Genomic DNA, 12,748 nt, shown 5'->3' on the forward strand with positions numbered 1-12,748 from the left:
CACCAAAAACAAATAAGCTAAAGATGAAGTTGCAGCATCCTTCACTAAAATAACTCTAACGCTTTAATTTAAAAGATTTTATTCAACTTGAGTCCTTTTATTCCACAATAAAACCAACAACATGCTTATTGTTATTATTAAATAAAATATACCTAAACTTGTTTGGTCTGTTACCCAGTTTTTTACTAAATAACCACCTAAAAGGCCTGAAAGACACATTTGCACTGAGCCTGAAAGAGCTGAAATGGTGCCTACTTTATGTGTATGTGGTGCAAGTAATAAATTGATCGATAAAGGAAAGCTGATCCCTTGTGCTATTGCTAATAAAGTAAAAGCAAAAACCAGTGAAAATATCGATGTTGAAGATAATAATAACCACAAGCCTGAAATAGTCATAATGACTAATGCTAAGCACATTAATTGATTAATCGACCATCGTTTATTTAAGCTATTAAGCAAAAAGCTTCCCATCATAAGCCCCGCGGATGGAATGATCATAGTTTGACCATATTCTGCAGCAGTTAGACCAAAGCCGTCTTGTAGTAAAAATGGCAAAAGAGAAACGGAAACTAAACTTGCGAGATAACTTACCCAATTTAATCCTGCACTAGAGATAATCTGAGGGTTTCTAATTAATGCAGTGTAATCTCGTAACGTCTGAGTAATACTGAACTTTTGAGGAGCATAAGGTAACGTTTCAGGCAAAATAAAGTAACCGATTACCAATATTGAAATTAGATAAATAAGTACAAATCCAAATACCCATTGCCAACTAAAATGCCATGCAATCCATCCACCAATAACAGGTGCAAGAATAGGTAAAATAGACGCAGTAATCGATATATAAGACATGGCTTTAGTTAGGTGATAACCACTATAACTATCTCGTAAAACACTCCGCCCTAAGACTGATGCACTACCGGCTCCCAATCCTTGCAATAAACGCCCTAAGACTAAAGCTGTAAAATTATCTGTCATTGTGAAGCAAAGTAAGGTACCAACTAAATACACGCCCTGACCTAATATAAAAATAGGACGTCTTCCTAACGCATCAGATAATGGGCCATAAAATAGCTGTGAACCACCAAATCCGACCAAAAATAACGTCACAAGTAACTGAACATCAGCAGAAGATATACCCAGTTCTTGACTAATAAGTGGTAAAGACGGCAAATAGATACTCACACCGACTTGCCCCGTAGCGATGATCATCATAGCTAAAAGCAAAGGTGTTTTATTTAATCGGCTTGGTGACAATGTATTCGTATTATTTTTATTCATAGTGTTAGTTTACATTGACCCTATATAAATGATAATAGACTATATAGGAATCACATTAATTCCTAACAGGACTGAATTATGGATTGGATTGAGAGTGTTAAAAGTTATATAAAAGTCGTTGAAGAAGGCAGTTTTAATGCAGCAGCTTACCAACTAAATACTTCAGGTTCTGCAATTAGTAAACGTATTAATTGGCTTGAAGAACGTGTTGGAGTTCAACTCTTAACTCGAACCACACGCTCTGTTCATCAAACAGAAGCTGGGCTGCTTTTTTATCAACGAGCAAGGTTACAGTTAGATCAATGGCAACATTTAGTTGATGAAACACGTGCCATAAACCAAACTCCTGCTGGCCTATTAAAGATCGGCGCAACACTTGCTGTTGGTTCCAAATTTATTATTAAATATCTTGATGAATTCTTAGCAACTTACCCAAAAATCAAAGTACAGCTAATTACCACCCTTCCGGGGCAAGTTCCTGAACATAATGTCGATGTGTTTATCAGTCGTGAATTAGAGCAACTCAACACGTTTAGCTACAAAGCCACGCATTTATTTGAGCATCACTCTGGTTTTTTTGCTTCTAAAGATTATCTCGATAAATATGGTACACCAAGTAACATTAATGAATTAAAGAAGCACAATATGCTCATTTGGGGTGAACGACCAATAAGGGAAATTAAGCTAGCTAACAATAAAAGAGTTACGTTACGCGGTAACTTTGCGACCACCAATCCAGAAGCTTTATTTCATGCTGCAAAACGTGGAATGGGAATATTATTAACCAGTCAACAAATGGTGATAGATGATATTCAATCTGGTGCCTTAGTTTCTATTCTTCCAGACATTACGGCCGACCATACCAGAGTAAATGCGTATTACCATGCTTTAGATTATGAGCACACAAGAACTCAATTATTTATTAAATATCTAAAAACTAAACTAAGTTGAACTTACATCACATTATTAACCAAAAGGATGTATTGCATTAGATTATAAATTCCGTACTCTGTGCCTTTACCTTTGTTGATTAAGTTGTAAGTAAATGAATACGGCAATTCTTTGGGCTTTCATCCCCACTTTCTTTTTTGTATCTGTGACTCCGGGTATGTGTATGACCTTAGCATTAAGCCTTGGGATGAGTATTGGGTATAAACGCACTCTTTGGATGATGCTTGGTGAGCTAATTGGCGTGGCTCTTGTTGCCGTCTCAGCTGTATTAGGGGTTGCTGCAATTATGCTTAATTATCCATGGTTGTTTACAGTGTTTAAAACCATCGGAGCGAGTTATTTAGCCTATATAGGCATACAAATGTGGCGCTCTAAGGGAAAACTTGCCATGTCAAGTGAGCAAACCGAAGTCGTGAAAGGTAAAGATTGGGATTTAGTTGTTCAGGGGTTTGTTACAGCGATTGCAAATCCGAAAGGTTGGGCATTTATGATATCTTTATTACCACCGTTTATTGATGGCAATCATGCAATTGCACCACAATTACTGGCTTTGGTCTCAATTATCTTAATATGTGAATTTCTGTGTATGACGCTTTATGCGGTTGGTGGGAAAGGGTTAAAACGTGTTCTTGGACAATCCAATAACGTCAAAATCATGAATAGAATTGCGGGTAGCTTAATGATTGGCGTTTCAGTATGGTTATTCATGAGCTAAATCTGATTTACACTCAATAATACAAATCGGTGCTAGTTCTTCATCACTAGAGCTAGCATATCCAACTCTTCATCAGTAAGAATTGCATTATCTACACGCTCATTTGCTGCCGTTTTTTCTTTCAGTTTTTGACTTACCATTGACTGAAGATTGCGCAGTTGTTGTATACTTAAGCTATTCAATTCAATTTTTACGCTTTCTTGATGATTCATAAATATTCCCATTCATTTTTTATTAATCATTGACAACATTGATAGTAGTTTCCTTTTCCCTACACATTGTCAGACAAATGTAAAAGATAAAAGTTGCAAAAATAAGTTAAACTGATCGCACTATTGTTATATGGAGGAAACAAATGCGCATTCAAGTAGATACACACACCCATACTTATGCTAGTGGCCACGCATACAGTACAATAATTGAAAATGCATTTGCTGCATCGAAACTCGGTCTACCGATGTTCTGCACAACCGACCACGCCTCTTCCATGCCTGGCGCACCACATTACTGGTTTTTTAATAACCAACGAGTTCTTCCTAGATTTATACATAACGTTGCTATCGTTCGTGGCTGTGAAGCAAATATTTGCAATGATGGTGAAATAGATATTCCACTTTCAGTTGATCCTCATCTCGACTGGGTCATTGCTAGCTTCCATGAGCCTGTATTTCCATCTAAAGATAGCCTAGTACACACTCAAGCATTGATCAAAGTAATATGTTCAAATCGAGTGGATGCTCTGGGGCATTTAGGAAATCCAAATTTTGATTTCGATTTTGAGGCTGTTATTGCTTGTGCTGCAGAATATAATGTTGCTATAGAGCTAAATAACACCTCACTAAAAGGTGAAACTAGAATTGGAAGTATTGATCGTTGTTATGAAATAGCCAAAGTCGCAAAAAGACTGGGGGCTTACGTAACAACAGGCAGTGATGCGCACTTCTGTGAGGACATTGGCAAATTTAATAAAGTTGAACAACTTATTAATGATATTGATTTTCCACTGGATAAAGTGATTACCCATACACCTAAACAATTTTTAGACTTCTTGGCGCTTAGAGGAAGAGCTCCGATTGAAGAATTTAAAAAGTTAATGGTTTAAATAAATTCATCAGGAAAGTGTATTAGCACTTTCCTGGCTTAAACTTAACTTTATATACTAAGAATCTTCACTTACCTTTCTTAGATTTGATAGATAATTAACCCAGCCTTTTGTTTCATTTGTACTGGTAATATCATTGGCTTTTTTAGCTTTAATTAAGCTTTCTTCTATACGATTTAACTTATAGTATGCTTTTGCTTGTGCAAGTAAAACCGCTTGTTTTTTCTTAGGATCCTTCACTTTAGCTAATGAAGCCAAAGCCAATTGGTACTCTCTTTGTTGAAGCAATAACTGAGCTTCTTGCCAATAATATCGTGGAGAGACTTTAGCCGCTTTCCCCCAATAAAGAATTGATTGCTGCCATTCTTTTGCTTGTTGCCAATACACAGCTTGTTCAACCAATAAATCAACATCTGTATTTGCTTTTGATAAACGCTTCAACGTAATAGCAGCTTGCTCTGGAATACCTTGCTTTGCATATAGTTGAGCTAATAACATAATATCTTGTTCAGGCAAGGGTAAGCCTTTTCTATCTGCTAATACCAAAACACTTAATGCTTGTTTTGTTTGATGTAATTGTAAATGTGCAGTCACAAGTTGACGCCACCATGTCAATTTTTCTGGTTCAAGTACAATGAGTCGCTCTAAAGTTGGGATCACAGATTTCCATTGTTTTAATTGCACTTGAGAGCCAAATTTTAGTGATAAAGGCGTTAACGAATCTGGTTGGCGATAAGATTCATATCGCTGAATCGCTTTTAGTGTAGAGCTAAATTCCGAGAGCTGATAATGAATTTGAGCTATTCTAAGCCAAAGTTCATTTCCTTTTTCATTCTTAGGTATAGATTTAACTAACTGATAGTAATGAGGGAGTGCTTTTTTATATTGTTGATCCATTAATAAAAGATCAGCAAGCATTCTCTCCGTTACCCATGCTTGAGTATCTTTTAGTTCTCCACTGGATACTGCGTAGTCTAAATTTTTTATCGCTAACGATTTTTGGTTATTTTCCCAATAAAAAACGCCAAGCATACGCGCAACAAACGCTTTATCATAAGCTTTCGATGTATTGACACCATCAAGCACTTCTATTGCTTCATTTAACTTTTCTTGCTGTTGTAAGCTTTGTGCTCTTTGCACTTTATTGGCTGTATATTTGCTTAATTCAGCCGAATGTACATTCACAGCCCACGCAACTAACATGCTCATTAGTACTAATTTCTTCATCATTCGGCTAATTTAAACTCCAATCTTACGGTTTGGTTTTGCTGAATAATCGCTTTTCCTTCGACTAACTTAGGCTGATATTTCCACTGTTTTAACGCACGCATCGCATCACGATCAAATAGTCGTTTTGGCTTTGCTTCTTGTACAGAAATCGCAAATGGCTTCCCTGTTTCATCAATAGAGAATGACATAATCACATAACCTTCAATACGTCGTTTTAAAGCACGGCTTGGATATTTAGGTTCAACTCGATACAAAGGCATCGCTTGCTGATTTGTTTTAAAACTTCCAAATGTTGGGGCGCTAATTTTTAAACCATTAATTGCGGTATCTAAGCCAGATGAAGACATTGGTGTCACAGGCATCACTGAAGAAACTTCAGATTGAGACTGTGAAAACTTTGCTTCTGGCGGCTGCTCTAATGGTTTAGGCTGCTCAGGTACAGAACGTTGGCGACGCTGTATCTCACTTTCCGGTTCAACCATCATCATGGTAAAGCTTAACTGTTCACTTGCATCTGGCTTTGCTTGATTACCATTATCAACCATCCATGCCATTAAAGAAAACAAAGCAATACTAATGGCAACAGCAATAGGCAAAGCCATTAATAACCTAAACATTATCGCTTCTCCGCTGCTAATGCGATTTGCTTTACACCAGCACCTTTTGCAGCATCCATTACTTTTACTACCGTTCCGTTATAGGCATGTTCGTCAGCTTGAATCACTAGTGAGGCTTCAGGTTGTTCTAATAACAAATGCTCAAGAGTGGCTTGCACACGCTCTACATCTACCACTCTCTTATCAATATAAATGTCATTTGACGAATTAATCGCAACAAATATGCCTGCGTCTTTCTGGCTAACCACATTCGATGCTTCAGGTCGATTGACCTCAACCCCTGATTCACGCACAAACGAACTGGTTACAATGAAAAAGATCAACATAATAAATACGATATCTAACATGGAAGTAAGATCGATTTGTGCTTCTTCTGTTTTTGTATCACGTCTTCCGAGTCTCATTTCGGACTCCTTAATGATTTTTCAAGTTTTAATTCACGTAAATGGCAGGTCTTTGAAAGTCGAGCATGAACAAATAGGCCAGCTAGTGCTGCAACCATTCCAGCCATTGTAGGCAATGTCGCTAAAGAAATACCGGATGCCATTAGCTTAGGCTGACTACTGCCTAATGTTGCCATCACATCAAACACGGAGATCATTCCTGTTACTGTGCCTAATAACCCAAGCATTGGGCAAATTGACACTAACCATTTAATAAAATTCAAATGCTGATTAAGTTCTATATGCGCTTGATTTAGCCAACTATCTCGAATTGCATGGGCATGCCAAGAATCATGCTCTTCACGTTGATGCCATTGCGAGATCCATAATTGACGTCGCTTTGGAAAGTAAAAAAACAAATAAATTACTCGCTCAACGACAAACAACCAACATACAATTACAACAGCAGCAAGCCACCACAGAATATGTCCACCCTGCTCCATAAACTGCATTAAGGTATCAAGCCAATTATGTAGCCATGACACTGCCATTAGATCTCATTTCCTACAGTCGATTTTGCTTGTTGTATTTCAGCTTGAATAGCTACTAAACCAATACCTTGTTTTTCTAAAATACTACGAACATTTTCAGCTTGAGTGCTTAAAATATTGTGTGCAAACAGTAAGGGCATTGCTGCGACTAAACCAAGAACTGTGGTAACAAGTGCCATGGATATTCCGCCAGCCATCACTTTAGGATCACCATTACCAAACTGAGTAATCACTTGGAAAGTTTCAATCATACCTGTTACGGTTCCTAATAGACCTAACATCGGAGCCAGTGCTGCAAGTAGCTTGAGCATTGAAAGTCCTTTTTCAAGCCCTTGCTGTTCATCTACTATCGCTTCTAATAGTCGTAACTCAAGAGACTCTACATTACGATGCTTTTCTTCATCATAAACAGATAAAATTCTTCCTAATGGGTTATCTGTAGGGGTTTCGGGTGTCTTTAACTGTTTTTTGATTTGCTGCTGTACAAGAGCAAGTTTACTTCCTCTAAATATCGCAATAATTAAGCCGATAGCAAGTAAGGTAAGAATAATCTGACCAACGACACCACCTGCTTGTAATCTCTCAAATAAGCTCGGTGTTAGTGCCAATTGATCTAGCATAAAACCTCTTGAAGGATCGACAATCATAGTCTCGACATTACCTTCTGACAGTTCTGATAGAGAGCTTAGCGTTGGTCCATTTTCAGGTTGTTTACTGTAATAAGTGGCGTCTTTACGTTTACCATCCCAATGTAAATAACCTTGCTCAGAGATTAAACCAATAGAACCAATACGGTAGGCCAACTGTGGAACGATATTCCCTTCTCCATCAATCACCTTTACCTCTGATTCTTTTAGTTCAGCACTTGCTTGAATCTGCTCATCCATACTTAGCCATAGATCCGTTAACTGAGGTAACGTAGGTAATGTTTTTGCAGCAACTATGCTTGTGACCGCCTGCGAATATTGCGAGCTATCCGCTCCAGTAACACTGGTTTGGTTTTCACTTTCTAACTCTTTTGCTGCCTGTCTAACCACGCCAAATAGCTCACCTAAGCTCCCTGTATCTAGGCGTAGTTTTTCTTCCTGTTTAGCTAATTCACCTTCGTTTTTACTGAAAGTTTTAGCTAGCATATCGATTTGATTTTGAACCTTGCGTTTACGCTCTTCTAGCGCTTTCTTTTGAGCTAAGTATTCTTTCTCTGTTAATTTAAAACCAGACTCTCTTTGAGCATTATGTGTTGCTTGTTCTTTATTATGGGTCTGTGCACTCTTTGTTAACTCACTTTGAGCACTCGCAGTAAAAGAAAGGCTTAATAAACCGATGCAAAGAAGTTTTACTACATAATTCATTTTATTTCTTCTCCGCAATATTTAGTGATACAGGTAAAGTAAGCAAACTTGGGGCGATTTCTTTATTTGCTACCGCATAAGCTTTATCTAACTCAGAATTCAACGAGGAATCTAATAAGACCCACGCTTTTACTTTCTGATCCCAAGTCCAATATTTATCTTGGTTAAAGTTACGTGCAATTAAGGATATGCGACCTAAATAAAGGATATTTGCTTGAATTTTCTTACCATTATCAAAAGAAATTTCTCCCTGATAAACTCCAAGCTTAGTTCCATAATCTAGCTCTATTTGATACGCCTCTAAAATACGACGATATTTCTCAGCATCGCTCACATTTGCAATAGTCATCATTGTTTCTAACTTTTCAATACGCTGATAACGTTGTTCTGCACGAAGTGGCTTGTCATTTTTAACCGTATTTTTCAAACCATCGATCATTTTATACATCAAAGGCACAACACCTTGTCTTGTTTGCTCAATGTCTGAAATTTGTTGATTAATGTTCTTTAATTCACGATGCTGATCATCAACTAACGCGGTTAAATGCTTACGATAAACATCTAAATTTTTTAACTCATCTTCTAGTTGTTCAATATCAGCTTGATATGACAGTGTATTATCTGCACTCTTATTGATACGCGTTTGGCTTTGAGATGCTTCGGTATTTGTTTTATTTTGAATTGCTTGAGCCGAGCTTAAATCACTCGCATTCGCGACTACCGTTTGGGTTATTGCTATCAACAACAATGCTTTTTTCATCATAATCAAATTCTTTATTAAAAATAGTTTAGCTACTACCTTTACAGGTTAGCCATGAGTGAACTCTATAAGTCCTTAATATTTAGAACGCTGTCCTTTTATCAGCAAACCAATAAAATACAGCCCTCCGATCACTGAAACTAATGTTCCTGCAGCTATTTGGGATGGGAACAAAATATGCTGACCGAACCAATCCGCAATAATCATTAATAATGCTCCAATCAATGCCGCAACAATGATTTGTTCTTTGGCTTTTTTAGCCCCTAAAATAACCGCCATATGAGGAGCTAATAAGCCAATAAAAGCAACAGGTCCCATGGTAGCAGTAACCGCACCACAAAGTAATGCAACACAAATAAGCAATGCGATAAAACTCTTAGTTACGCTTAATCCTCTCGCTTGTGCGAACAATCGTCCTGCCGAAATTAACGTTAACCAGCGATGTGTCAGCAAAGCAAACATCAGTAATAAAACGATACAAACAAACAATATCAACGCTGATTGCGCCGATACTCGATACGTAGAACCTGCAAGCCAATTAAGTAAGATGTACGAATCCTCATTTCCCTTGGCTAATGAGAACTGGACTAACGCATCAATTAAGGCTGTTAACGCTATCCCAGTTAAAATTAACATAGAGGGAGCATACCCATGTCGGTTGCCTAAAATTAGTAGCAAAACTAAAACCGTTAAACTTCCACAAAAGGCAACTAACGGTGCAGCCTCAAAAATATTAAATCCTAAGAAAACACTACCGCCAATCAGTGCAAAAGTGGCTCCCGCAGAAATTCCCAAGATATCAGGGCTCGCTAACGGATTATAAATCAGTCTTTGCAACAACACTCCTGCAACCGCTAAACCAGAGCCTGCAGATAATGCAGTTAATAATCTTGGCCACTTCAACTCCCAACTAAATTCACTTGGAATAAGAACTGTCCATGGATGAAGTGTTTGAGTCGAATCTTTTGTTACTATCACGGCCAAAAATAACACCACAATTAAACCAAAGCCCAACGAAGGAATTAGCCATATTGGTAATATTGATTTTCCTTTTGGCAAGCTAATCGACAATTGATCTTGTGAACTCATGGTTCGACGTGTAAACCAAATCAATGCGGGTGCTCCAATCAACGCAGCCGCTGTTCCGCTTGGTACAATATCAGTTGTGTATTGGCTGATAATACTAGCTAAAAGATCAGTACCAACTAAAAGAGTTACCCCTAATAACAAACTAAAAAACAATTCATCTCTTGGGGTTCTTGCTCCTAGATGACGAGCAATATTCGGGGCTAATAATCCGATAAAACTAATTACCCCCACCGTTGTTATTGACGAAGCGACTAACCACAAGCCTAAGGCAAACAGTCCAAAGAAAGCAGGAATAACATTTAAACCACGAGCGGCAGCACCTACATTACCTAATCGTAGTAACGCAAGAATTCTTGGGGCAAAAACAAATATAAGTAGAGAAACGGAAAGTTTAGGAAGTAACCACTGCACTTGCTCCCATCCATTTTGAGCTAAATCACCAGCTCCCCAAATAAACAAATTCTTCGCATACTGATCATTTAGTAAAATAATTGCCGTCGCTACTGCACCCAGGAAAATATTAACTGCCATACCAGAGAGTACAATTGGTAGCCCAGATAAATTATTAACTCCAGCGATCGCAACAACCAATGCAAAAGTGATTAAGGCACCAAATAATGCAGCTATTGAAGCATAATCTGCAACATAGTCAGCAAACCATACATTCATTACAACGAGCGCTAACCATGCACCAGAAGCCGTACCTAACGTCATTGGCGACACAAGTGAGTTTTGAGTTAATTGTTGCATCAAACTACCCACTAAGCCCAACATCCCTCCAATTAAAATAGCCATTACCAAACGTGGTAATTGTGATTCAATAAAAATTATCTTATCAAAATCATCTAATGAAGAAGGGTTAGCAATAACTTGTAGTATCGCATCAATTTGTTGAGGCAAACTCAACGTTGCATTCCATTGAAATGACATCCACACAACAAGGAATAGCGAAATAAAAGCCAATAAATATCTAATGGGAGTAGTAATAAATGAATTAGACATAATTACTTAACACTATTGCTCAACATTTTTGATTGAGGTGCTATCTCTAGCAAACTTTTAGCCAGTGCCTTTGCAGTATATTTAATCGACATTGCCCCACCATAACTCCAAACAGGTTCAACACTGCTAACCTTATTTGCTTTAACGAAAGGCATCGCATTCCAAATTACTGATTTATCTAATTTGCTTTCTTCATTAAAAGGCTCGATATACAGCGCTATACCATCATTAACTTTTCTGAGTTCAGGTAATCGAATTTGAGTGACTCCCCATTGAGTACTCTTTTGAGGAATCGCACTTTCAAACCCAAGCAAATTTAAAGCATATTGAGCGGTTGAATTATCACCATAAAGATAAACAGAAGTCATATTTGCAAAACGAAACAAGGCTACTTTTGGCATTTTGGTTCCGTAAGCTTCTGCAAGTTGTTGCTTTAGTTGCGCGATCTCAACATCCATTTCAACTAATTTTTTCTGTGCTTCAGCTTCTTTTCCTAATATGACAGCAATAGCTTTAAAGTTATTAACTGCCATCAAACTATTATCATGATTTTCTGAATAAGTGTGAAAATACAAAACAGGTGCTATTTTTTCTAATTGAGGAATTAAATCCGCTTGAGGTGAAGCGACCAAAATAACATCTGGGTTTACTGCTGCAATCTTTTCAAAGTTAGGTTCTGCACGCATACCTACATCTTGCACATCACTTGGTATATCAGGTTGCACAACCCATTCTTTATATCCGGCAATATCGGTTACTGCCACAGGAGTAACACCAAGCTCTAGAACTTGTTCTGCGATATCCCAATTTAATGCGACGACTCTTTTAGGCACAGATTCTAAAACTTGCTCTCCTCTACTGTCTTGCACCACAAACTGAGCCATTGCCATGTGACTAAACAAAACAATAAAAAGAGAGGCAATAGTGGAAGTGAGATTTTTCAACATACGATAGCTACTTTATGGTTGTATTCAGGATGGTCGATAAGTTTGATAGATGTGGCATATAAATCGGATAATAGTGTCTCATCAAGTAAATGATGAGCTTTACCATGAAACGCAATGTCTCCACTTTTTAAGGCAATGATATCGGTGGCATAACGCAAGGTTAAATTTAAATCATGCAGAATAACAATGATGCCTTTTCCTGTTTTTTGATTCAAATCGCTCAGTAATTCCATTAATTGGTATTGATGATGGATATCCAAGGCTGACGTTGGCTCATCCAAAATTAAAATATCCGATTGCTGAGCAAGTAACATTGCAACCCAAGCTCGCTGTCTTTCTCCACCAGATAATTGATCCGCTAAAGTATTACGAAATCCGTTTACACCAGTTTTAAGCATTGAGTCTTCAATAATTACTGCATCATCTTTATTAAAGCGACCAAGTACGCCACGCCAAGGATATCGACCTAAACGCACTAGCTCTTCAACATTAAGTCCTGCTACTTCAGGTAACTTTTGAGGCAGAAATGCCACTTTTTTAGCAAACTCTTTAGCGTTTAATGCCGTTAATTTTTGTTGGTTTAGCATGACTTCTCCTTCTTCAGGAGCAAATTGATTCGCCAACAAATTAACCAATGTCGATTTCCCTGAGCCATTGTGTCCAAGAACAACGGTCAATGCATTTGGATCTATGGTTAGATTTTCCACATTCAAAATAACTCGTTCTTCTCTAACGACTTTAACGTCTTTTAATTGATACATGCTTTCT

At 37.7% G+C, this 12,748-nt stretch carries 14 protein-coding genes; 3 read left to right on the forward strand and 11 right to left on the reverse strand.

What is annotated here, in order from left to right; genetic code table 11:
- Positions 1 to 78: 78 nt before the first annotated feature.
- Positions 79 to 1,281, reverse strand: coding sequence for a multidrug effflux MFS transporter (locus GNP81_RS13830; RefSeq protein ID WP_155672458.1), 1,203 nt, complete (start codon positions 1,279 to 1,281; stop codon positions 79 to 81).
- Between the two features lie 78 nt (positions 1,282 to 1,359).
- Between GNP81_RS13830 and GNP81_RS13835 the strand changes: the two genes are divergently transcribed.
- Together GNP81_RS13835 and GNP81_RS13840 are read left to right on the forward strand one after the other, a co-directional pair.
- Entirely contained in the window at positions 1,360 to 2,232 is an 873-nt protein-coding gene (locus GNP81_RS13835) for a LysR family transcriptional regulator (protein WP_155673817.1), read from the forward strand.
- Positions 2,233 to 2,326: 94 nt separating this feature from the next.
- The gene (locus GNP81_RS13840; protein WP_155673818.1) at positions 2,327 to 2,947 is read left to right on the forward strand and encodes a LysE family translocator; all 621 of its coding nucleotides are present in this window, start codon (positions 2,327 to 2,329) and stop codon (positions 2,945 to 2,947) included.
- Positions 2,948 to 2,979: 32 nt separating this feature from the next.
- Here GNP81_RS13840 and GNP81_RS13845 read toward each other — a convergent pair whose 3' ends face one another.
- Positions 2,980 to 3,159 (reverse strand): hypothetical protein, encoded by a 180-nt coding sequence (locus tag GNP81_RS13845; protein ID WP_196584522.1) that lies wholly within the window; start codon positions 3,157 to 3,159, stop codon positions 2,980 to 2,982.
- Between the two features lie 143 nt (positions 3,160 to 3,302).
- Here GNP81_RS13845 and GNP81_RS13850 point away from each other — a divergent pair, with 143 nt between their 5' ends.
- Complete coding sequence (locus GNP81_RS13850) at positions 3,303 to 4,049, forward strand: phosphatase (protein ID WP_155673819.1); 747 nt, start codon at positions 3,303 to 3,305, stop codon at positions 4,047 to 4,049.
- 57 nt (positions 4,050 to 4,106) lie between these two features.
- Here the strand turns inward: GNP81_RS13850 and GNP81_RS13855 are convergent, their stop codons facing one another.
- From GNP81_RS13855 to GNP81_RS13895, 9 genes are all read right to left on the reverse strand, one after another.
- A complete protein-coding gene (locus tag GNP81_RS13855; RefSeq protein ID WP_155673820.1) occupies positions 4,107 to 5,279 on the reverse strand; it encodes a tetratricopeptide repeat protein in 1,173 nt (390 codons plus the stop codon).
- On the reverse strand, positions 5,276 to 5,896 hold the full coding sequence (locus GNP81_RS13860) for an energy transducer TonB (RefSeq protein ID WP_155673821.1): 621 nt from the start codon (positions 5,894 to 5,896) through the stop codon (positions 5,276 to 5,278). Before GNP81_RS13860 ends, GNP81_RS13855 begins: the two co-directional genes overlap by 4 nt.
- Positions 5,896 to 6,300: an ExbD/TolR family protein gene (locus GNP81_RS13865; RefSeq protein ID WP_005423166.1), complete on the reverse strand. Its 405-nt coding sequence runs from the start codon at positions 6,298 to 6,300 to the stop codon at positions 5,896 to 5,898. The genes GNP81_RS13860 and GNP81_RS13865 overlap by 1 nt, the downstream gene beginning before the upstream one ends.
- The gene (locus tag GNP81_RS13870; RefSeq protein WP_155672465.1) at positions 6,297 to 6,830 is read right to left on the reverse strand and encodes a MotA/TolQ/ExbB proton channel family protein; all 534 of its coding nucleotides are present in this window, start codon (positions 6,828 to 6,830) and stop codon (positions 6,297 to 6,299) included. The genes GNP81_RS13865 and GNP81_RS13870 overlap by 4 nt, the downstream gene beginning before the upstream one ends.
- Positions 6,830 to 8,182 (reverse strand): MotA/TolQ/ExbB proton channel family protein, encoded by a 1,353-nt coding sequence (locus GNP81_RS13875; RefSeq protein ID WP_155673822.1) that lies wholly within the window; start codon positions 8,180 to 8,182, stop codon positions 6,830 to 6,832. Before GNP81_RS13875 ends, GNP81_RS13870 begins: the two co-directional genes overlap by 1 nt.
- 1 nt (position 8,183) lies before the next feature.
- Positions 8,184 to 8,945 carry a DUF3450 domain-containing protein gene (locus GNP81_RS13880; RefSeq protein ID WP_155672467.1) on the reverse strand — a complete coding sequence of 254 codons (762 nt, stop codon included), beginning with the start codon at positions 8,943 to 8,945 and terminating at the stop codon, positions 8,184 to 8,186.
- 72 nt (positions 8,946 to 9,017) lie between these two features.
- The gene (gene fhuB, locus GNP81_RS13885) at positions 9,018 to 11,033 is read right to left on the reverse strand and encodes a Fe(3+)-hydroxamate ABC transporter permease FhuB (protein WP_155673823.1); all 2,016 of its coding nucleotides are present in this window, start codon (positions 11,031 to 11,033) and stop codon (positions 9,018 to 9,020) included.
- Positions 11,034 to 11,035: 2 nt separating this feature from the next.
- Positions 11,036 to 11,980 carry an iron-siderophore ABC transporter substrate-binding protein gene (locus GNP81_RS13890; RefSeq protein ID WP_155673824.1) on the reverse strand — a complete coding sequence of 315 codons (945 nt, stop codon included), beginning with the start codon at positions 11,978 to 11,980 and terminating at the stop codon, positions 11,036 to 11,038.
- Positions 11,974 to 12,741 (reverse strand): ABC transporter ATP-binding protein, encoded by a 768-nt coding sequence (locus GNP81_RS13895; protein ID WP_155673825.1) that lies wholly within the window; start codon positions 12,739 to 12,741, stop codon positions 11,974 to 11,976. Before GNP81_RS13895 ends, GNP81_RS13890 begins: the two co-directional genes overlap by 7 nt.
- Positions 12,742 to 12,748: the final 7 nt, after the last annotated feature.

It is taken from the genome of Aliivibrio fischeri, assembly GCF_009727955.1.
Taxonomy (GTDB): domain Bacteria; phylum Pseudomonadota; class Gammaproteobacteria; order Enterobacterales; family Vibrionaceae; genus Aliivibrio; species Aliivibrio fischeri_A.